At 72.1% G+C, this 20,886-nt stretch carries 19 protein-coding genes; 7 read left to right on the top strand and 12 right to left on the bottom strand.

The features are described 5' to 3' along the window. Nucleotides 1–9: 9 nt before the first annotated feature. The 4 genes from EDD93_RS30800 to EDD93_RS30785 all read left to right on the top strand — a co-directional run bounded on the left by EDD93_RS30800 (nt 10) and on the right by EDD93_RS30785 (nt 2,874). Nucleotides 10–1,239 carry an MFS transporter gene (locus EDD93_RS30800; protein WP_123528757.1) on the top strand — a complete coding sequence of 410 codons (1,230 nt, stop codon included), beginning with the start codon at nt 10–12 and terminating at the stop codon, nt 1,237–1,239. Between the two features lie 67 nt (nt 1,240–1,306). Next, complete coding sequence (locus EDD93_RS30795; RefSeq protein WP_123529466.1) at nt 1,307–1,678, top strand: SCO4225 family membrane protein; 372 nt, start codon at nt 1,307–1,309, stop codon at nt 1,676–1,678. Nucleotides 1,679–1,698: 20 nt separating this feature from the next. Next, nucleotides 1,699–2,448, top strand: a complete 750-nt coding sequence (locus EDD93_RS30790) for a maleylpyruvate isomerase family mycothiol-dependent enzyme (RefSeq protein ID WP_123528756.1) — start codon at nt 1,699–1,701, stop codon at nt 2,446–2,448. 87 nt (nt 2,449–2,535) lie between these two features. Then, complete coding sequence (locus tag EDD93_RS30785; RefSeq protein WP_123528755.1) at nt 2,536–2,874, top strand: DUF6332 family protein; 339 nt, start codon at nt 2,536–2,538, stop codon at nt 2,872–2,874. On the opposite strand, the gene EDD93_RS30780 is transcribed toward EDD93_RS30785, so the two are convergent. The 3 genes from EDD93_RS30780 to EDD93_RS30770 all read right to left on the bottom strand — a co-directional run bounded on the left by EDD93_RS30780 (nt 2,835) and on the right by EDD93_RS30770 (nt 5,848). Beyond that, nucleotides 2,835–3,500 carry a response regulator transcription factor gene (locus tag EDD93_RS30780; RefSeq protein WP_123528754.1) on the bottom strand — a complete coding sequence of 222 codons (666 nt, stop codon included), beginning with the start codon at nt 3,498–3,500 and terminating at the stop codon, nt 2,835–2,837. The genes EDD93_RS30785 and EDD93_RS30780 overlap by 40 nt on opposite strands. Next, complete coding sequence (locus EDD93_RS30775; protein ID WP_123528753.1) at nt 3,497–4,846, bottom strand: sensor histidine kinase; 1,350 nt, start codon at nt 4,844–4,846, stop codon at nt 3,497–3,499. Before EDD93_RS30775 ends, EDD93_RS30780 begins: the two co-directional genes overlap by 4 nt. Nucleotides 4,847–5,071: 225 nt before the next feature. Continuing rightward, nucleotides 5,072–5,848 carry a TetR/AcrR family transcriptional regulator gene (locus EDD93_RS30770; protein ID WP_123528752.1) on the bottom strand — a complete coding sequence of 259 codons (777 nt, stop codon included), beginning with the start codon at nt 5,846–5,848 and terminating at the stop codon, nt 5,072–5,074. 128 nt (nt 5,849–5,976) lie between these two features. Between EDD93_RS30770 and EDD93_RS30765 the strand changes: the two genes are divergently transcribed. Beyond that, nucleotides 5,977–6,429, top strand: a complete 453-nt coding sequence (locus EDD93_RS30765) for a nitroreductase/quinone reductase family protein (RefSeq protein WP_123529464.1) — start codon at nt 5,977–5,979, stop codon at nt 6,427–6,429. A 42-nt stretch (nt 6,430–6,471) separates the two neighbouring features. Here the strand turns inward: EDD93_RS30765 and EDD93_RS30760 are convergent, their stop codons facing one another. Continuing rightward, the gene (locus tag EDD93_RS30760; protein ID WP_123529462.1) at nt 6,472–7,689 is read right to left on the bottom strand and encodes a geranylgeranyl reductase family protein; all 1,218 of its coding nucleotides are present in this window, start codon (nt 7,687–7,689) and stop codon (nt 6,472–6,474) included. Nucleotides 7,690–7,872: 183 nt separating this feature from the next. On the opposite strand from EDD93_RS30760, the gene EDD93_RS30755 reads away from it, so the two are divergent. Next, nucleotides 7,873–9,237 carry a dipeptidase gene (locus tag EDD93_RS30755; RefSeq protein WP_123528751.1) on the top strand — a complete coding sequence of 455 codons (1,365 nt, stop codon included), beginning with the start codon at nt 7,873–7,875 and terminating at the stop codon, nt 9,235–9,237. 86 nt (nt 9,238–9,323) lie between these two features. On the opposite strand, the gene EDD93_RS30750 is transcribed toward EDD93_RS30755, so the two are convergent. From EDD93_RS30750 to EDD93_RS30715, 7 genes are all read right to left on the bottom strand, one after another. Next, on the bottom strand, nt 9,324–10,361 hold the full coding sequence (locus tag EDD93_RS30750; RefSeq protein ID WP_123528750.1) for an NUDIX hydrolase: 1,038 nt from the start codon (nt 10,359–10,361) through the stop codon (nt 9,324–9,326). 280 nt (nt 10,362–10,641) lie between these two features. After that, the gene (locus EDD93_RS30740) at nt 10,642–10,914 is read right to left on the bottom strand and encodes a hypothetical protein (protein WP_123528748.1); all 273 of its coding nucleotides are present in this window, start codon (nt 10,912–10,914) and stop codon (nt 10,642–10,644) included. 48 nt (nt 10,915–10,962) lie between these two features. Next, a complete protein-coding gene (locus EDD93_RS30735) occupies nt 10,963–11,376 on the bottom strand; it encodes a trypsin-like serine protease (RefSeq protein ID WP_123528747.1) in 414 nt (137 codons plus the stop codon). Between the two features lie 81 nt (nt 11,377–11,457). Continuing rightward, complete coding sequence (locus EDD93_RS30730) at nt 11,458–11,847, bottom strand: nuclear transport factor 2 family protein (RefSeq protein WP_123528746.1); 390 nt, start codon at nt 11,845–11,847, stop codon at nt 11,458–11,460. Nucleotides 11,848–11,906: 59 nt separating this feature from the next. After that, complete coding sequence (car, locus tag EDD93_RS30725) at nt 11,907–15,359, bottom strand: carboxylic acid reductase (RefSeq protein ID WP_123528745.1); 3,453 nt, start codon at nt 15,357–15,359, stop codon at nt 11,907–11,909. A gap of 194 nt (nt 15,360–15,553) precedes the next feature. After that, nucleotides 15,554–16,747 carry a cytochrome P450 gene (locus EDD93_RS30720; protein WP_123528744.1) on the bottom strand — a complete coding sequence of 398 codons (1,194 nt, stop codon included), beginning with the start codon at nt 16,745–16,747 and terminating at the stop codon, nt 15,554–15,556. 97 nt (nt 16,748–16,844) lie between these two features. Beyond that, nucleotides 16,845–17,633 carry an oxidoreductase gene (locus tag EDD93_RS30715; protein WP_123528743.1) on the bottom strand — a complete coding sequence of 263 codons (789 nt, stop codon included), beginning with the start codon at nt 17,631–17,633 and terminating at the stop codon, nt 16,845–16,847. A 313-nt stretch (nt 17,634–17,946) separates the two neighbouring features. On the opposite strand from EDD93_RS30715, the gene EDD93_RS30710 reads away from it, so the two are divergent. Further along, nucleotides 17,947–19,041, top strand: coding sequence for an NADH:flavin oxidoreductase (locus EDD93_RS30710; protein ID WP_123528742.1), 1,095 nt, complete (start codon nt 17,947–17,949; stop codon nt 19,039–19,041). A gap of 75 nt (nt 19,042–19,116) precedes the next feature. Here the strand turns inward: EDD93_RS30710 and EDD93_RS30705 are convergent, their stop codons facing one another. Continuing rightward, a complete protein-coding gene (locus EDD93_RS30705; RefSeq protein ID WP_148083916.1) occupies nt 19,117–20,880 on the bottom strand; it encodes a condensation domain-containing protein in 1,764 nt (587 codons plus the stop codon). Nucleotides 20,881–20,886 lie beyond the last annotated feature (6 nt).

Here is a 20,886-nt window from a genome sequence, read left to right as displayed (position 1 = left end):
GCTGACTTTGTGCCGCAACTAAACAAACTGCGGACGGCCCTGCCGGGGGGACCGGGCGGCAACCCCGCCCCACCCTCGTTCTCCCGTCTCCGCACCGCGCTGACCGTTTTCTTCGCCCTCGACGGGTTCATCTTCGCCGGCTGGGTGGTCCGTATCCCGGCCATCAAGCACCAGACCGGCGCCTCGGCCGCCACCCTCGGCCTCGCACTCCTCGGCGTGTCCGCCGGCGCCGTGATCACCATGATGATCACCGGCAGGCTCTGCAACCGCTTCGGCAGCCACGTGGTGACCGTGGTCTGCGGAGTCCTGCTCCCGCTCAGCATCGCGCTGCCCGCACAGACCCACTCGGCACTCTCGCTCGGCCTGGTCCTGCTGGTGTTCGGCGCCGCGTACGGCGGCATGAACGTGGCGATGAACAGCGCGGCGGTGGACCTCGTCAACACCCTGCGGCGCCCCGTGATGCCGAGCTTCCACGCCGCCTTCAGTCTCGGCGGCATGATCGGTGCCGGGATCGGCGGACTGGTCGCGGGCGGGCTCTCCCCCTCCACGCACCTCCTGATCCTGACCGGTTTCGGACTCCTGGTGACCGCCTTCGCGGGCCCCGTGCTGCTGCGGCACACCGTCACGAAGCCCAGGGCGGAGGCGTCCACGAGCAGCGAGCGCCCCGAGCGCCTGGACGGGCGGGGCCGCCGCGTGGTGCTCCTCTTCGGCATGATCGCGCTCTGCACCGCCTACGGCGAGGGCGCCCTGGCCGACTGGGGCGCGCTCCACCTGGAACAGGACCTGCACGCCCACCCGGGGATCGCGGCGGCGGGCTACTCGCTGTTCGCCCTGGCCATGACGGCGGGCCGGCTCACCGGTACCGCGCTGCTCGAACGGCTTGGCCAGACCCGGACCCTGGTCGCGGGCGGCACGACCGCCGCGGCGGGGATGCTGCTCGGCGCGCTCGCCCCGACCACCTGGCTCGCGCTGCTCGGGTTCGCGGTCACCGGGCTCGGACTGGCCAACATCTTCCCGGTGGCGATCAGCAGGGCCGGTCAGCTGGCGGGTCCCGGCGGAGTGGCCGCGGCCTCGACGCTCGGTTACGGCGGGATGCTGCTCGGACCGCCCGCGATCGGGTTCCTCACCGACTGGTTCTCGCTGCCTGCGGCCCTGACCACGGTGGCCCTGCTGGCGACCGCGGCCGCGGCGCTGGGGTACGGCGCCCGCAATGTGTCGCATACCGGCTCACGTGAGTAGCCGTACTCAGGCAGAAACGGTTCCCCGGACGCACGATGGAGAGGTCAGCCACCAACGGGGAGCAATGATGAACAAGCCGGTCCCGGCCAACCAGCACCTTCGCAACGTCGCGCGCCTGACCTTCGGGAACGCCGCCTCACTGATCTATCTGGGCGTCGTCGCGGCCACTGCCGTGTTCGTCACGGTGGACACACTGTTCGTCGCGCACGAGGACGCCTCGTTCTCCGGCGTCTGGCTCTTCTTCCTGGCGGCCCCCACCGTGTTCCTCTTCCTGCTCGGAACCGCGATGTGGGGAGCGGACGCGGCCGGACCCGACTGGTACATGTACCTGGCCCTGGTCGTGTCCGTGCTGGTGCAGTCGTTCGTCCTGGGCTGGTTCGTACGCCTGCTGCGCGGGGGCGCCGGCCGGACGCGTCCCGCCCACCCGCAGGGCGCCTGAGCGCCGGCACAATCCGTGCCATGGACATCACGGAGCACATCAACACCCTGGCCGCCGAAGGCCGGTTGCTGGCCGAAGCCGCTGCGGAGGCCGGCACCGGGGCGGCCGTGCCGACCTGTCCGGGCTGGCAGGTGCGGGATCTGCTCCGGCACACCGTCATGGTCCACGGCTGGGCGACCGCCTTCGTGACCGAGGGGCATACCTCCTACGTGCGCGGCCCGGCCGAGCCCGCCCTGGACGGGGCCGAGCTGCTCGACCGGTACCGCGAGGGGCACCGCAGTCTGGTGGACGCCCTGGAGGGCGCTCCGCCGGACCTGCGGTGCTGGACCTTCTTCGCGGCGCCCTCGCCGCTGGCCTTCTGGGCGCGGCGGCAGGCGCACGAGACGACCATCCACCGGGTCGACGCGGAGTCGGCACGCGGCGGCGTCCTCTCCCCGGTGGCAGCCGGGCACGCCGTGGACGGCGTCGACGAACTGCTCCGCGGGTTCCAGGCCCGCCCCAAGAGCCGGCTGCGCACCGAGGTGCCCCGCACGCTGCGGGTGCGGGCCACCGACACCGGGGCGGTGTGGAACGTGGAACTGTCGGCGGATCCGCCCCGGACCGTGCGCGGGACCGGGGAGCCGACGGAGGGGGCCGTGGACTGCGAGCTGAGCGGCACGGCCCGGGACCTGTGCCTCTCGCTCTGGAACCGGCTGCCGCTCACCGCCCTCACGGTGACCGGCGACCCCGCTCTCGCCCGCCTGTGGCGCGAGAGGTCCGCGGTGAACTGATCGTGCCGGACAACCCCGCCTCCGGCGCCGCGCGAGGCGCCGGAGGCGGGGTTGTCCGCCCGTCACCGAGGCTGTGACACTTCGGGCATGGGACACCGAAGCCGGGCCGAGCGGGACGCCATGACCGTCGAGACCGGTTTCGCCGTGCTGACCGGGGCCGTGATGGCCGCCGGGGCCTTCGTCGTGGTCTGCCTCCCCACTGTGCTCCTCGCACCGCGCGGTGGCCTGCGGTCCGTGATGGCGACGGTCGCGGCCTGCGTGGCGGGGCTCGTCTTCACGGGGCGTGTCATCGACGTGCTGTGGCGGTTCGGCCGAAGCGACAGCGCTGTCGAACTCGGACGGGCGGGGCCGGCGGGCCGTTGGACGGGCGGTTCGACAGCGGCGGTTCAGCCCAGCCAGCCTGGGCGCACGAGCCCCGACTCGTAGGCGAGCACGACGAGTTGGGCCCGGTCGCGGGCGCCGAGCTTCACCATGGTTCGGCTCACGTGGGTCTTGGCCGTGAGCGGGCTGACGACGAGCCGGCGGGCGATCTCCTCGTTGGAGAGTCCTATGCCGACCAGCGCCATCACCTCCCTCTCCCGTTCCGTCAGTTCGCTCAGTCCCGTCGCCGCGACGGGTTCCTTGGAGCGGGCCGCGAACTCGGCGATCAGCCGCCGGGTGACGCCCGGGGACAGCAGCGCGTCACCGGCGACCACCGCTCGTACGGCCCGCAGCAGCTCCTCCGGTTCGGTGTCCTTCACCAGAAAGCCGGAGGCTCCGGAACGGATCGCCTCGAAGACGTACTCGTCGAGCTCGAAGGTCGTGAGCATGACCACCTTCACCTCGTTCAGCGTGGGGTCGCCGGTGATGGCGCGGGTCGCGGCGAGGCCGTCGAGGCGCGGCATCCGGATGTCCATCAGTACGGTGTCCGGCCGCAGTTCGCGCACCAGCCGGACGGCCTCCTCGCCGTCGGCGGCCTCGCCGGCCACCTCGATGTCCGGCTGGGCGTCCAGGAGCGCCCGGAACCCCGCCCGGACCAGCAGCTGGTCGTCGGCGAGCAGTACGCGAATCACGGTGTCTCCTTGTCGTGGGGCGGTGCCCCGTCGGCCGCACCGGCCGGCAGCGGGATCTCGGCACGCACCCGCCAGCCGCCGTCGGGCCGGGTCCCCGCCTCGATCGTGCCACCCAGCGCGGCGGCCCGTTCCCGCATGCCCGCCAGTCCGTTGCCGCTGCCTCCCGCGTCGGTGCCGGTCGCGGGGCCCCGGTCGTCGATCCGGAGCCGGATGCGGCCGGGCTCGTACCCGATCCCGACCTCCGCGGTACGCGAACCGGAGTGCCGCACCACGTTGGTCAGCGCCTCCTGCACGATCCGGAAGGCGGCCAGGTCCGCGCCGGGCGGAACGGAGCCGCGTGTGCCCTGTGTCCTGAGGGTGACGGTCAGGCCGGTGCTCGCGGCCTGCTCCACCAGCTCGGGCAGCCGGTCGAGTCCGGGCACCGGCGCCCTGGGCGCGTCCCCGGGGGTGCGAAGCGTGTCGAGGACCTGCCTGACCTCGCCGAGCGCCTCCTTGCTGGCGGACTTGATGGTGGTGAGCGCCGTGCGGGCCTGTTCGGGGTCGGAGTCGAGCAGGGCGAGGCCGACGCCGGCCTGGACGTTGATGACGGAGATGCTGTGCGCGAGTACGTCGTGGAGTTCCCGCGCCATCCGCAGGCGCTCCTCGTCGGCCCGCCGTCTCTCCGCGGCCGCCCGTTCCATCCGCTGGGCGGCCCACTGCTCACGGCGTACGCGGACGAACTCCGCGGCGGCGACGATGGCCACCACCCAGGCGGCGACCGCCACTTCCTGCCCCCAGGGCGCGGCCGAGTCGCCCGAGGGAGGCAGCCGGCGGTAGAGCCAGTGGGCGGCCAGCAGGTGCCCGAGCCACACCATGGCGACCGCCGACCACGCGGCCCGGCGGTGCCCGGCGACGACAGCGCCGAAGCAGCCCACGGCGACGGCCAGGAAGACCGGCCCGTAGGGATATCCGGCACCGAGATAGACCATCGCCGCGGCCGAACTCACGAAGACGGCCACGACGGGGTGACGGTGCCGCAGCAGCAGCACGGCCACGGAGACGAGGAGCAGAAGCCGGGCGAAGAGGTCCAGCGGAGCCTTCTCACCGGCCTGGCCGTGGGCCGCCACGCTCGACCCGACCATGACGACGACGCCGATCAGCAGCGTCGACGCCCACGGCAGCCGGGCGGCGGACCGCCCGCGTACTCCGGTCAGCCAGCGCGGCGGCTCCCTGCGGCCCCAGGGCGTGCCGGGCCCCTGGGGAGCCGTGCCGCCGCCCGGTCCGCCGTGCGCCCAGGGCCGTCGCCGCGGGGGTCCGCCCCGTTCGCCCGGGGGGCCGCCGCTTGCCTGCGAGCGCTGCTCTTCCATGCCGGCCACGCTAGACCGCGGACCACCGCGCGGGCGTCCGCCGGGCGTGGCGATCACCCGTACTCCCTGTGGAGTACGGCGAACGGGGCGGGCGGGCCGGGAGCTGTCGAAGCGGGGGCGGCCGAGGCGGGGAGAGGCGGGCGGGCTGCCGGGCGGGCACCGGGGATCAGCCGGGGGAAGCAGCCGGGGATACCGGGGGAAGCGACCGGGGACAGCAGCCGGGGGTCAGCGCCGTGCCCGGCCGGCCGCGCCCACCGTGCTCGCCGCGCTCGCCGTGTCCGCCGCGCCGCGGGCCGCCGTGCCGAGCAGGCCGACCGTGCGGCCCAGCTCCTCGACGGCATGGCGGAAGAAGCTGTCCCTGGCCTCCACCACCCGGTTGAACTGGCCGAAGATCTCGAACGACACCAGCCCGAACAGCTGTGACCAGGCGGCGACGATCGGTACGGCGACGGCGGGGGGCAGGCCGGGGGCCAGTTCGGCGGCGAGCCGCTCGGCCTCGGGGCGCAGCTCCTCGGCGAGCGGCGGCAGCGCGAGCCCCGCCTCGCGGTGCGCGTCCTCGACGACGGCGATGAGGACGAGACCGACGCGCGAAGCGGGCGCGATGGTGGCCTGCGGCGCGGTGTAGCCGGGCACCGGCGAACCGTAGATCAGGGCGTACTCATGGGGGTGCGCCAGCGCCCAGCCGCGAACGGCGCAGGCGACCGCGACCCAGCGGGCCAGATGCGCGGCGGGCGCGGAACCGTCCCGGGCAGCGGTCCGGTGGGCCTTCTCCGCGGCCTCGCCCACGGAGTCGTACGCATCGACGATCAGGGCGGTGAGCAGTTCGTCGCGGCTGGGGAAGTAGCGGTAGAGGGCGGAGGAGACCATGCCGAGCTCGCGTGCCACCGCGCGCAGCGAGAGCTTCGCCGCTCCCTCGGCGGCGAGCTGCTTGCGTGCTTCGTCCTTGATGGCGGCGGTGACCTCGATACGGGCCCGTTCCCTGGCTCCTCGGATAGCGCTCATGGGCCGCATTCTGCCACGATTCCAGAGCGCCGACCAATAACGAGAGCACTGCTCTTGCTTTCGAGCACCACTCTCGTGCACACTGATCTCAAGCGAGAGCACCGCTCTCCAAAACTGTGGGGGTCACCATGTCGCAGGCTTACTACCTTCAGGGAAGCCCGCTCAACGTCCGTCTGAACGGCTACGTCGGCAGGCTCGCCCGGCACGGCGTGAGCCTGCTCGGCACGCAGGAGCTGTCGGTCCGAGGCCGCAAGAGCGGCCGGATGCAGCGCATCCCCGTGAACCCGCACACCTACGAGGGCGCTCAGTACCTGGTCTCTGCACGCGGCCACTCGCAGTGGGTGCGCAACATGCGGGCCGCGGGTGGCGGCGAGCTGCGCAAGGGCCGCAGCAACCGCGCCTTCACCGCCGTGGAGATCGCGGACGACGAGCAGAAGGTGCTCATCGTCCGCGCCTACCTGAAGCGCTGGGGCTGGGAGGTCAATCAGTACTTCCAGGGCATCACGGCGAAGTCGACGGATGCCGAGCTCCTTGCCGCCTGCCCCGACCACCCCGTCTTCCGGATCACCGTCGAGGGCTGACCGGCCGGCCCCGACGGCTCCCCTTCCCCGGGGTGGCGACGGCTACTTGCGGTCCATCGTCGACAGCGCCCGCTGCGCCAGCGGATGCGAGCGGACCAGCTCGGCCAGCGAAGTCGTCCCCCGGGTGATCCCCGCGAACGCGTTCCACGCCGGGCGGAAGCCCGTCAGCACCGCGTGCAGCAGACCCGGGCGGCGCTCGAAGAGCTTCAGCATCCGCCGCCCCACGCTCATCTCGACGCCCAGCCCGGCCTTGATGGCGAAGGCGTAGTTGAGCGCCTGCCGGCGGGCGTCCACCGCGTCGTGCGACTCCGCGACCCGGACCGCCCACTCACCGGCGAGCCGTCCCGAACGCAGCGCGAACGAGATGCCCTCACGCGTCCACGGCTCCAGCAGACCGGCCGCGTCACCGCACACGAGCACCCGGCCGCGCGAGAGCGGCGAGTCGTCACTGCGGCAGCGCGTCAGATGGCCGGAGGAGATCTTGGGTTCGAAACCTGCCAGGCCGAGCCGCGCGACGAAATCCTCCAGATACCGCTTCGTACCGCCGCCGTCGCCGCGCGCCGAGATCACTCCGACCGTCAGGGTGCCGCCCTTGGGGAAGACCCAGCCGTAACTGCCCGGCATGGGGCCCCAGTCGATCAGCACCCGGCCGGCCCAGTCCTCCGCGACCGTCTGCGGAACGGGGATCTCCGCCTCCAGGCCGAGGTCCACCTGATCCAGCTTCACCCCGACGTGGGCTCCTATCCGCCCGGCACTGCCGTCCGCACCCACCACCGCACGGGCCAGGACCGTCTCGCCCCCGGACAGCACGACCGCGACCGTGCGCCGGTCGGGCACCGCGGCCCCGTGCTGCTCGACCCGGGAGACCGTCGCCCCGGTGCGCAGTTCCGCTCCGGCCTTCTGCGCCTCCTCGACCAGACCCGCGTCGAACTCGGGGCGGTTGATCAGCCCGAAGAGCATCCGCCTGGAGCGGCGGGTCCGCGAGAGTCTGCCGTTGAGGGAGAACGTGACCGCGTGGATCCGGTCCTGCAACGGCAGTTCGAAGCCGGGCGGCAGCGAATCACGGGAATACCCGATGATGCCGCCGCCGCATGTTTTGTAACGGGGCAGTTCCGCCTTCTCCAGCAGCAGCACCCGACGGCCGGCTACCGCCGCCGCGTATGCCGCGGAAGCGCCCGCCGGTCCGGCGCCGACTACGACGACATCCCACACGGACGACTCTTCTTGCTCATGTCCGGCGTCTGCGTTCTCGCTGCTCACGATGTGCTTCTGCTCCCGATCCGACCAGTGGCCCAAGCTGCTCACGGCATCCTACGGCGCGTTCGGGCCGACCCCCGCTGTGGGAGGATCGGCCGTGCCTCCGTCGTAACCACAACGCCACGTTCACGGCGTTCAAGTACGCGGATTCGTACACATAACGTCGCACCTGCTAGGAGCGTGCCCATGACCGCCCATCCGATTCACGAAACCATCGCCTCGCTGATGCCCCGCGCAAAGACGGAGCTCACCGAGCTGGTGGCCTTCCAGTCGGTGGCGGATCCCGCGGTGTACCCGAGGAGCGAGTGCGACGCCGCGGCCGAGTGGGTCGCCGGGGCGCTGCGCGAGGAGGACTTCCAGGACGTCGCCCTGCTCGACACCCCGGACGGCAGCAAGGCCGTGTACGGCTTCCTGCCCGGTCCGGCCGGGGCGCCCACCGTGCTGCTCTACGCGCACTACGACGTGCAGCCGCCGCTCGACGAGTCCGCCTGGCTCTCCCCGCCGTTCGAGCTGACCGAACGCGACGGCCGCTGGTTCGGCCGGGGCGCGGCCGACTGCAAGGGCGGCTTCGTCATGCACCTCCTCGCGCTGCGCGCCCTCAAGGCGAACGGCGGGGTCCCGGTCTCCGTGAAGGTGATAGCGGAGGGCTCCGAGGAGCAGGGCACCGGCGGTCTGGAGCAGTACGCGCAGGCCCACCCCGAGCTGCTCGCCGCCGACACCGTGGTGATCGGCGACACCGGCAACTTCCGCGTCGGTCTGCCGACGGTCACCTCGACCCTGCGCGGGATGACGATGCTGCGGGTGAGCCTCGACACCCTCGAAGGGAACCTGCACTCCGGGCAGTTCGGCGGCGCCGCACCCGACGCGCTCGCAGCGATGATCCAGCTGCTCGCCTCGCTGCGGGCCGAGGACGGCACGACGACCGTCGACGGCCTCACCACCGACGCGAAGTGGGACGGCCTCCAGTACCCCGAGGCTGACTTCCGCAAGGACGCGAAGGTGCTGGACGGGGTGGAGCTGATCAGCACGGGTACGGTCGCGGACCGGATCTGGGCGCGGCCGGCCGTCACCGTGATCGGCATCGACTGCCCGCCGGTCGTCGGTGCGACGCCCTCGGTGCAGGCGAGCGCGCGGGCCCAGATCAGCCTCCGGGTGCCGCCGGGCGGCGACGCCGGCGAGGCGACGAAGCTGCTGACCGCGCATCTGCTCTCGCACGCCCCGTGGGGCGCCAGGGTCTCGGTCGAGCAGGTCGGCCAGGGGCAGCCCTTCCGCGCCGACGTCTCCAGCCCGGCGTACACGGCGATGGCGGACGCCATGCGGGTGGCGTACCCCGGCGAGGAGATGCAGTCCTCCGGGATGGGCGGCTCGATCCCGCTCTGCAACGCGCTCGCCGAGCTGTACCCGGAGGCGGAGATCCTGCTGATCGGGCTGAGCGAGCCCGAGGCACAGATCCACGCGGTGAACGAGAGCGTGTCGCCCGGGGAACTGGAGCGGATGTCGGTGGCCGAGGCGCTGTTCCTGCAGAACTACGCCGCCTCCAAGCAGGCCTGAGCGCCCGGCCCGCGTCCGGCGGGCCGGGCCCCGCTCACCGCGTGGATCCGTGCGGCGTACGTCCGCCGCACGGACCGCGCCGGGGCTCAGCCGACCGGCACTCCGGCCTCCAGATTGAACACGGCTGACTTCTCGCGCGCCCGCAGCGCCCAGCGCAGCCGTTCGTAGCGGTTGGGCGGCAGCATGGTGGCCGCCTCCGCCTCGGTGACGAACCGCCAGCCACGCAGTTCGGAGCCGGGCAGCACCAGCCGTTCGGCGTCCCGGCCCGGCAGCAGTCCCCCGTCGAAGATCAGCCGCAGGCCACCGAATCCGGGCGGCTCGGGCGCCTCCCAGTCGATGACCAGGAGTCTCGGCACCTGTTCGAGTCGTATGCCTATCTCCTCGGCGACCTCCCTGATCCCGGCCTGCGCCGGGGCCTCGCCCGACTCCACGACGCCGCCCGGGAACTCCCAGCCGGGTTTGTAGGTGGGGTCGACGAGCAGCACCCGGCCCTCCTCGTCGAAGAGCAGCACCCCGGCCGCGACGGTCTCGGCGGTCGGGTCGGGTGTCTGCACGATGCCGCAGGCCGGCGCCGCCCCGGTGTGCACGGCCTCGGCTATCCGTTCAGCGGTCTCCCGCGGGGTGAGCGCGCTGTTGTCGATGGCGTGGGCGTCGCCGGTGATCCAGCCGAGCGCCGACCGGTAGGGTCCGATGTGCTCGTACGCCCACTGCCGGACCTGCTCGCTCCGTTCGGGATCGTCGTCGGCCTCCACTCGGTCGGCGATCCGTTGCCGCAGGATCGTTTCCTCAGGTGAGAGCAGTACATGGCGCACCGGAATGCGCCGGGAGGCGAGTCCTCCGAAGATCTCGTCGCGGTACTCCTGTCGCAGCAGCGTCATCGGCACCACCAGCACCCCACCGACCTCGGCGAGCAGGGCCGCCGCGGTGTCCACCACCAGACGCCGCCAGATCGGCAGGTCCTGGAAGTCGGTCACCTCGGCGAGCTTCTTCTGGGGCAGTAGGTACCGCAGCCCCGCGCCGGTCAGTTCCGGGTCGTAGAAGGTGCTGTTCGGGATCAGATCGATCAGTTCGCGCGCGGCGCTGGTCTTCCCCGCGCTGAACGCACCGTTGATCCAGACGATCACTCGTACTCCAAGAGGGGAAGGCCGCTGAACAGCGGCGTAGCGGAATGCGCAGGACCATCTGGGAGACGGACGGGAAAAGACGGCGTCCACAGCCCGGCTCCCACCACCTCCTTCTCCCACACCCTCTGGAGATACCCAACGATCCGCTCCTCCATCGCAAGGGTCACCTCACTGTAAGTGCCTTCCACCCCGGGTAGCTCGTGCCCCATCCGCTCCTCGACCGCGACCGCGAAATGTCGTCGGCGTCGTCCAGCTTCGCCTCGTACCGGTGCCGCCGCCGCTAGTTGTTCTCTCCGGCCATCTCCTCGACCGCCTGCAGCGCAGGCCGCACCCGCCGCTCGTACCGCGGCCGGGGCGCACGCTTCTCGGCACCGTCCCGCATCGGGAACCCGTAGGTGTTGTCGAAGTCCGTGCTCAGCAGCGGCTTGCCCTGCAACGTCAGGAACACCCACGGCTGGTCATGGGACGCGAGAAGGGCCTGGTGCGTCTCACGCGGGAACGGCTGGAGGACGAACGTCCTGACGCTGTCGTACCGCGAGGTCACACCCTCCATATCGGCATGGAAGAGTCGGCCGAGGTCCGTAGGCGCAGTCCCGGCTGGTCAGGGACAGCGAAGCCGGGGTCGGCCGGCAGCGGACGGACAGCCGGGATGTCCGGACGTCGTACCGAGGCCCGGGACCCGGGTCGGTGTGCCGGACCGGCCTGCCCGCTGGGCAATCACGACGGGCCGGCGGGCGACCGGCCGGTCCAGACGTATCACCGCGATGTCGTTCTTGTTGGCGGTCCTGTTCTCACCGCTCTCATAGCCGGGGTGGAGGAAGAACCGGTCGATCTTCCGGACGGAGGCGCCGGCCTTGCGGCGGTCGCCGCCGATCCGCACGATCCCTTCCGCCTCCAGTCCCTCGGCCGGCAGACAGTGAGCCGCCGTCAGCACCCACTGCCGGTTGATCAGCGAGCCCCCGCGCGTCCCGTCGCACAGGCCGTGCCCGGGGGCGGACTCCGGGACGGTCGCCACGAATGGCAGCGCTCGGTGGCGTCCGGCCCGTTGACGACGGCCGAGGCGCCGCCGGAGAGAGCACTGGCGCAGAACGGAGGGCTACGCCGGGTCCGGCGTCCGGGGCCGTGTCAGGACGGGTTCGGCGTAGACGTACTCCTCGATCCGGTCGATGAGACCGTCCTGGAACCGGAAGTAGACCGCGGCGTGGACGTCGGTGCGGGACCCGTCGTTCCCGACCAGGTGGAGCACGTGCTGCTGGAGCACCTCGTCGGCGTTGCGGAACCGGCGGAGCACGTCGTAACTCAGCGAGTCGGTGTCCGCGGTGAGGGATCTGAGCCCGTTCAGGCTCTCAGCGATCGGCTGTTCGCCCCGGCCGTCGTTCTGCCGCACCGTGGCGGCCTCGGTGCACAGCGTCCGGGCGGCGGTGAAGTCGAACGCCTCCAGACTCCGCAGAAACAGATTCACCCGGTCGTCGATGTCCTCTGCCATGACGGTTCCCCTTTCGATGTGGTGACGTGTCACGCTGCCGGCAGCCCTCCGCGCCCCGGTCAGGGGCGGGAGAGGAGGCCGAGTGCGCGCAGGTCGGTGACGTACTTGCCAATGAGGGACGGCGACACCCGGGGAATGTCGTGCTCCTGACCGATCCGCGCCGCCCGCACGGCGGCGTGGAAGCGACCGGCGGGGAGCAGGGAACCCGGGACGCCTTCGCCGGGTTCCGCGTAGACGCCGATCAGCGGGAGCAGCGAGTGCTGACGCTGCTTCTCCGGCAGGGCGCGGAGCGCCGCGGTGAAGCGGGTGAGCCAGGCGCCGTGGTCATCGACGCGCCGGATCGGGTGGCCGGCCTCGATGAGCCAGTCGACGAAGGTGTCCAGGGAGACACCGTCGTCGTGCGGATTCAGTACGTTGAAGGTCCGGTGGCCATCGGTGGCGGTCGCACCCAGGGCGACGACGGCCTCCGCCGTGAAGTCGACCGGCAGGCCGTCGTAGTGCGCACGGGCCCCCGCCCGGTAGAAGGAGCCGGGCGCGATGCCGGTGACGACCAGGCTGAACAACAGACGGGTGAGGACGTCGGGCACGTTGACCTGCCCGGAGTAGGTGCTGTGCGCCAGGACGATGCCGGACCGGAAGGCGGTGACCGGCAGACCGTACCGCTCGTGCGCCTCCCGGAGCAGGACCTCCCCGGCCCATTTGCTGGTCGCGTACCCGTCGGCGTATCCGCGGCCGATGGTCCGCACCGGGCTGGTGGCCCGGATGTCGGCGTTCTCGTCGGCCGTCTCGGCCGGGGTTCCGAGGCAGACGGCGACGGTCGAGACGTAGTTGACGGGCTTCAGCCGCCCGGTGAGGGCCAGCCGGATCACTTCGGCGGTGCCGACGACGTTGGGGCCGAACAGTTCGCTGTACGGCAGCAGGTGGTTGACCAGGGCCGCGGGGTGGACGATCAGGTCCACGGTCTCGGCCAGTTCCCGCCAGACGTCCTCCGCCAGGCCCATCCGCACATCGCCGATGTCCCCCGCGAGCACCTCCAGGTTCTTCCCGGCCGCCTTCCGGTAGCGCCGGAGCAGTGCGGCGTCGCCGCTGTCGAAGGCTTCCTCCAGCCGCCTCGCCGCGACGGCCGCGTCGCTGCCGCGGACGAGGCAGACCAGCCGTCCGCCCGAGGACGCCAGCCGCTCCAGCCACTCCAGGCAGAGGAACCGGCCGAGGTACCCGGTGGCCCCGGTCAGCAGGACCGTCCGTACGGCGCCGTCGGGGCGGGGCCGCGCCGGAGCGGCGGCGAGCGTGGGTGCGTCGAGGAACTTCTCCAGCGTGAGGTCACGGGCGCGGACTTCGGAGCGGTGCTCCCCGTGCACGGAGGCGGCCGTGGGCCGCCGCGCCCCGGCCGGCCGGCGTGCCGCTGCGATGTACCGCGCCACCTCCGCCAGGTCGTTGGCCGGGCTGATGATCACGCCGACCGGGACGTCGACGTGGAAGACCTCCTTCAACAGCGCGGCGAACGACAGGGCGGAGAGGGAGTCCCCACCGAGGTCGGTGAAGTGCGCGCCGGGGCGGGGACCGGTGTCCGGGGATCCCAGCAGGGCCTGGGCGGCCCGGATGACCGTCTCCTCCACCGGCCCGTCCGCGCCGGTGCGCCGCAGTTCGCCCAGCCGCCGCTCCTGTCCGTCGGCGAGTCGGTCGTACAACTGCTCCAGAGCGGGCCCGTAGCGCTCCTTGAGGCGGGGGCGCAGCAGTTTGTGGCTCTCGGTGAAGAGGCCGTTCTCGGGGCTGAAGGGCTCGGTCTCGACGAGGAGGCCGCGGGGGATCTCGTACGAGTTGAGTCCGGCCTCCTTCGCGACGCTCCGGAGCGACTCCATGAGCAGCGGCCGGAGCGCTTCGGTGTCCCCGCCGCACCCGGCCAGCGCGTCCGGGGTGGGCACCACCACCGCGACCAGGTAGGCGCGCTCGCTGTTGCCGTAAAGGTAGAGGTGCTGGACGAGAGGGCTGCCGAGAAACACCGTTTCCAGTCGGGACACGGTCACGAACTCGCCCTGGGACAGCTTCAGGGTGTCCTTGGTGCGGTCGACGTAGACCAGCCGGTCGGGTCCGGTCTCGGCGAAGACGTCACCGGTGCGGTAGTAGCCGTCCGTGTCGAAGATCTCGGCGGTGACGTCGGGGCGCCGGAAGTAGCCGGGAATGAGCGTGCTCGACTTCAGCAGCAGCTCGCCGCGCGGATAGGGCAGATCGGTCGCGTAGTAGCCCAGTTCGGGGACGTCCACCAGCTTGTAGTCGGTGACCGGCGGGCGCTGGACCACGGTGTCCAGCAGCACTCCGCCCGCTTCGGTGGAGCCGTAGCCGGTGTAGAGGTGGAAGCCGAGGACGGACTCGACGAACGCCGCGAGGTCGGCGGAGAGCGGGGCGGTGCCGACGAACGCCTTGGCGACGCGCCCGCCCAGGAACTCCTCTCGCAGCTCCTTCCTTACCGCTGCCTCGGTGTCGCCCGGCTCGGCGGCCCGGCGGCCCAGCTCGCTGCGGTAGTGCTGGAGGAGCATGTCGCACAGGCGCGGGACCATGGTCAGCTCCGTGGGGCGGACCAGGGCGATGTCCTCGAACAGGGTGGACAGGTCTCCTGCGGCCGTGAAGTATCCGGTGCCCCCCTTCACGAGCGAACCCATCACCGCGTAGCGGCCGGCGAGATGGCTCTGCGGCAGGTAGAGGACGCTGATCGCCGGAGTGTCGGCCGCACCGTAGCTGAACCCGTACCACGCGGTGCCCAGGAGCCGTTGGGTGTACATGGCGCCCTTGGGTGCGCCGGTGCTGCCGGAGGTGTAGATGAGCAGGGAGAGCGGGTCCTCACCCGGAGCCGCGGCGTACAGCGGCGGGGGCGGCAGGGCGCTGCCCCGGTCGATCAGCTCGGCCAGGGTGTCGACGGCGACCGCGCTCCCGGCCGCGGCCAGGCGCTCCCGGGCCGCCGCCAGGGCCGCCTGCGGGCCGGTGGTCCCCGGGCCGTGGTCGAAGAGAACGAGGCGCTGGATCGTGCTCGACGCGACGGCCAACTCGACGGCGGTGTCCAGCCGGTCGGTGCTCGCGGCCAGCACAGTGGGCTCGGCCTCCGCCACGATCGGCGCCAGTTGGGACAGGGGGGCGTTGGACTGCAGGGGCACGGGCACGGCCCCGAGGTGGATGCAGGCCAGGTCGAGCGTCGCGTAGTCGGTACTGGTGAAGCCGAGGGTGCAGATCCGGTCGCCGGGGCCCAGCGGATACTGCGGGTCGTGGTGCCACCGGCCGGCCAGCGCGCGGACGCGGGACCACAGTTCGCGGTAGCTGATGGTATCGAAGCGCGGGAGGAGACGCCCGGTCTCCGGGTCCCGGGCGCGTTCGCCGAGGGCGGGCCGGTCTCCGTGGCTCTCCAGGACGGACGCCATGACCTCGGCGAGTGCCCGGCCCGGGTCAACGGAGGCCAGGGCCTCGGCGAGCCCCTGGTCCGCGTCGTGCGCCGACGCGGTGGTGGCGTCCAGCGGTTCGGCCATGGTGGGTCCTCCGTTGGCGGTTCCGTGGTCGGGCGGTACGGGGGTGGGCGGGGCAGTGCGCGGGTGCGGCGGACCGGCGGCCGGCGCCGGAGCCGTGCGGACGCAGTGCGGTGGGATGCGCGGGTGCGGCGGGGTGGGCGGTGCGCGTATGGGGCGCGGGCCCGGCAGTCAGCCCTGGGGCAGCGGTGCGGACGTCACCAGCGGACGGGCAGCGCGGCCACGCCCCGGATGAGGCGTTCGGTGCGCCATGCCAGCTGGTCCGCGGGGACGGCGAGGCGCAGACCGGGCAGTCGGGTGACGAGGGTTTCGAGGACGACGCGCAGTTCGACCCTGGCCAGTTGCGCACCGAGGCAGTGGTGGATGCCGTACCCGAAGGTGACGTGCGGGATCTGGTCGCGGTGGAAGTCGATCTCCTCGGGCCGGTCGAACACCTCGGGGTCGTGGTTGGCCATTCCGAGTTCGGCCACCACCGCGTCCCCGGCCCGGATGAGCTGCCCGCCCAGTTCGAGGTCCTCGGTGGCGACGCGGGTGAAGCCGGCGGTAGCGCTGATCGGAATGTACCGGGAGAGCTCTTCGACGGCCTGGGGGACGATCGAGGGGTCGGCGACGAGTTGTCGCCAGAGGGCGGGCCGGGTCAGCAGGGTGTAGACGAAGTTGCCGATCTGGTTCGCGGTGGCCTCCTGGCCGGCGGAGAGCAGACTGACACCCAGGCCGACCAGTTCCTCCTCGCTGAGCGGGTCCTGCCCGCTGTCAGCGGCCAGCTCGCCCAGGAGGTCGTCGGTGGGCTCGGCGCGACGCTGCCCGATCAGCTCCGCGAGGTAGTCTCCGAGCTGCCGGCGGGCGTGTGCGGACTGCTCGGGGTCGTCGAGGATCAGCAGGCCGTCCACCCACTCGGTGAACCGGTCCTGGTCGGCGGGCGGCACGCCGAGCATCTCGCAGATCACCGTGATCGGCAGCGGCCATGTGAGGACCGCCGCCAGGTCGGCCGGGCCGGCCCCTTCCGTCATGGCGTCGACCAGACCGTTCACGATCTCCTCGATGCGCGGGCGGAGCGCGTCGATGCTGCGTACGGTGAACGCGCGCATCACCCGGCCTCGCAGCCGGCTGTGGTCCGGCGGGTCCATGCCCATGATGGAGGTCGGCGGCGGGGCGACGGCGACGGTGCGGGGCACATGGGCGCCCGCGGCGGCGGCGCGGCTGAAGCGGGGGTCCGACAGGACCGTCCTGACGTCGGCGTACCGGGTGACGAGCCAGCCGTCGCCCCCGAAGGGCAGGCTCACCCGGAGCACGGGGTGCTCACCGCAGACCTCCAACAGCGTGGGGTCCAGGTCGAGCCGGTCCACCGGACCGAACGGGTAGGCCCGTATCTCGTGTCCTGCGGCGGTCATCGTGTCCGTCCTTTCCGGGCTGCCGAGCGGTCGGCTGCGGGTGGTTCGGCGGTGCGCACTCCGGCACCGGGTGCCTCGCGGGTGCGGTCGCCGGGCCTCAGCACAGGCTCGCGGTCTTCCCGCCGTCGATGACGACGTTGCTCCCGGTGATCCAGGAGGCGCGGGGAGAGACCAGGAAGCTCACGGCGTCGGCGATGTCCTGGGGGTCACCGAGCCGCCCGAGCGGGATCTCGGCGGCCCATTGTCCGGTGAGGTCGTCCGGGTCTCCACCGTGCTGTTCGACGATCCGGGTGCGGGCGATCTCCGACGCCGGTGTCTCCACGTTGCCCAGGCAGACGGAGACGACCCGGATGCCGTCCGGTGCCAACTCGGCGGAGAGACCCCTGCTGTAGGTCTCCAGCGCGGACTTGGCGGCGGCGTAGTGCAGGAGGTTCGGGTAGGCCGCGACGGTCGCGATCGACGACACATGGACGATCGCACCGCCGCTCTCGCGCATGGTGGGCACGAGGGCCGCGTTGAGCCGGACGGCGGCGAGGAAGTTGATGTCCATCGTGTACTGCCAGTCGTTCTCCAGCTCCAGCACGCTCTGGAACGAGCGGCATCCGCCGGCGTTGTTGACGATGATGTCCACGCCGCCCAGCAGCTCCAGCGCGGTGTCGGCGAAACCCCGCACGCCGTCGGGGGTGCTGAGATCGGCTGCGACGAACGCGGCGCCGGGCGGCGTGTGCGGGTTCTGGCCGCGGGCCGAGGTGACGACGGTCGCGCCGGCGTCGAGCAGGTTGCGCGCGATGGCGGCGCCGATCCCCCGGCTGCCGCCGGTGACCACGGCCCGTCGTCCCGCCAGCTCACCTGAGGTTCCGGGGACACGACTGCTCTCCGTCGCCATGGGGCTCCACCTCTTTCCCTTACGGGCCGTCATACGGTCGAAATGGACTGGGCGTTGCGCTCCACTGTCCGGGCACATTGTTCCGCCGGCCCAAATATCCATGGTCCGGTCGGCACGGTCAAATTCATTATGACGATGCAATGGATCGCCTTTCGCAATACAGCGGTGCGGTGGTCAGCGACGCCATTGTTCATGCACAATCGTCGGGCGGCCGAAGCATTTCCCGGCATCGCCTGAGAATTCCCTGCCGAATAGGCAGCCATTGGACGTGCGGGAAGCCGTGTCGACGGCTCCCGCGAATCGGGAGGACACCATGGCCAGTCTGGATGAGCCGTTCACCGTGGGCGGCCTCACGCTCCCCAACCGCATCGTGATGGCCCCGATGACGAGGACGGCCTCCCCGGGCGGCGTGCCCGGCCCGGACGTGGCGGAGTACTACGCGCGCCGGGCCGCCCACCGCGTCGGCCTGATCATCACCGAGGGCACCTATATCGGCCACCCCGCCGCCCCCGCGTACGACGGCGTGCCCGAGTTCCACGGCGAGCAGGCACTCGCCGGCTGGGCCCATGTGCTGCGCCGGGTACACGAGGAGGGCGGCCGGATCATTCCGCAGCTGTGGCACACGGGGGCGGCGCGCACCGCGACCGATCCGCCCGCCGAGGGCCCGTCCGGGATCGGCCTGGACGGCGCCCCGGCGGGACGGCCCATGACGGGGAAGGACATCGACGCCGCGGTCGCGGCGTTCGCGGACGCCGCCGCGAACGCCGCGCGGCTGGGGTTCGACGGGGTCGAACTGCACGGCGCGCACGGCTATCTGATCGACGACTTCCTGTGGACCGGGACCAACCGGCGCACCGACGGCTACGGCGGTGACCCGGCTTCCCGGGCCCGGTTCGGCGCCGAGATCGTGCGGGCGGTCCGCGCGGCCGTCGGTCCGGGGTTCCCGGTCTTCTTCCGCTTCTCCCAGTGGAAGCTCGGCTCGTACGGGGCCCGCACCGCGACGGACCCGGACGAACTGCGCCTGCTGCTGGAGCCCCTGGCCTCGGCCGGTGTCGACGTGTTCCACGCCTCGACCCGGCGCTACTGGCTGCCGGAGTTCGAGGACAGCGACAGCACCCTCAACCTGGCCGGCTGGATACGCAAGCTCACCGGCAGGCCCACCGTGACGGTCGGCTCGGTCGGGATGGACCAGCAGTACGGCGAGGGAGAGTTCGCCCAGGGATTCACCGGACCGTCCGGCGCGACCGGCATCGGCGAGCTGGTGACCCGCCTGGAACGCGACGAGTTCGACCTGGTCGCCGTGGGCCGGTCGCTGCTGGCCAACCCGGACTGGGCGGCGCTGGCGCTCCGGGGCGAGCTGGACCGGGCCATCCCCTACGACCCGTCCGTCCTGCGGACCCTGGCCTGAGGGACGGTGGAGCCGAGGGCACCGGCGGCGAGCCGCACCACCGGTGCCGAGGCGCCGCGAGAAGGGCGGGCGCCGCTACCGCGCCCGTCCCCCCTCGTCTCCCCGGGACACATCCCGGATGACCGCCTCCCAGATGTCCGCCATGTCTCGTGCGGTGGACCGGTCGAATACGTTCGTGTCGTATTTGAGAAATACCTTGTACCCCTCGCCCGCCCGATATATCTCGCCGGAGAGGGTGAACTCTCCGGCATACGGAAGATCGACGAAAGGCCGTAGCTCCCAGGCATCCCGGTCGCTCCCGGTTTCCTGGGCGAGAATTTCCGCGCCCTCGAAGTTCTGGAAGAGGAAGTTCGTCATGACCAGCGGTTCTTCCTCGGCTCCGAGCGCTCGGGCGATCTCCGGCAGGGGAAACGCACCGTGCTCGATTCCGGCGACCATCCCGCGCCGCAGCGAACCGAGCAGTTCGGTGAGGCCGCCGATGACCCGGCAGCGGAGCGGCAGACAGTTCGCGAACTGGCCGACGACATCGTGGAAGCGCTGCTCGTAGCGGGCGGCGGCGGTCATGCCCAGGATCATGTCGTCCTGCCCGGTCAGCCGGTGCAGGAACAGCACGTACGTAGCGAACAGCACGTTGGCGGCACTGACCCGGTGCGCCCTCGCGATGCCGGCCAGTGCGGCGGCCCGCTCGGGCGGCACCATCAGCGTCACCACATCGACGCGGGGCATCCGCCCCGGGTCCGGCGGGCGGTCGAAGGGCAGGGCGAGCGCGGGGCGCGGTCCGGCCAGCTCCCGTACCCAGTGGTCCTGGTGCCGCCACCCCCTCGGGCCTGCCAGAAGTGCCTCCTCCCAGGCCACGAAGTCGCCGTAGGAAGCCGCCCCTTCTCGTCCTCCTCCGCCTCGGTACGCCTCCTTCAGCGTACGGACCAGGACCGCGGTCGACGTACCGTCGAGCAGGATGTGGTGCGCGGTGATCAGCAGCAGGCGCCGTCCTCCGGCGAGGAGGACCAGATGCGTCCGGACGAGCGGGCCCTCCGCCAGGTCGAACGGGGCGTCGACCAGGTCCCGCAGCGCGGTCAGCAGTCCCTCGCGCGAGGCGGCCGGGACGGCGACCCGTTCGAACGACGGCACTCTGGCCGGGTCCAGGTCCAGATACGGCGCGGCGTCCCGCTCCCTGACGACGGCGCTCAGCACCGGATGGATCTCCGTCTGCGCGCGGACCGCCCGCTCCAGGGCCGCCTCGTCAAGATCCCCGTGGATCTCGAAGAGGAGCGGCAGGTTGTACGCCCCGGACTCCGACCAGCGCCGCTCGTCGCGGTACATGGCGAGCTGGCCGCGCGAGAGGTTCCACCGGCGGGGCGGGCCGTCGCGCCGCTCCCTCCCGTCCCCCGGGAGGGAGTGCACCGGCAGCGGCACCACCCGGCGCGAGGCGCCCCGGTGCAGGTGCTCCCAGCGCACGTCGACGCCGGACTCCCACAGACTCGCGAGCCGGGGCAGTTTGCCCGCGGCGCTCCACCGCCGTACCAGCTCGTCCTTCAGGGCCCGGTCGCCCACGATCTCCGCCAGCGGCCCCCCGGGGGCGGCCGGCGGATCCCGGCGCCAGGGACCGGCCCGCAGCCGGGCCCTCAGCTCCGCGACGGACGACACCACGACGGCGTACCGTGCGGCCATCGCCTCCCGTTCGACCTGGAGTGTGAAGGCCACATCGGCAAGGTCGGCGTCCGGGTGGCGGTCGAGATATCCGGCCAGCCGGTCGGCGGACGCCCGGAGCTGCCCGGGGGTCCTCGCCGAGAGAACGACGATCTGTTCCGCGCCGTCGGTCGCGCGGTGGGCGGTCTCCACGGAACG

This window comes from Streptomyces sp. 840.1 (assembly GCF_003751445.1).
In the GTDB taxonomy this organism is placed as follows: domain Bacteria; phylum Actinomycetota; class Actinomycetes; order Streptomycetales; family Streptomycetaceae; genus Streptomyces.
The sequence above is the reverse complement of the archived record's forward strand: the minus strand, read 5'-3'. Positions and strand labels throughout refer to the sequence as shown.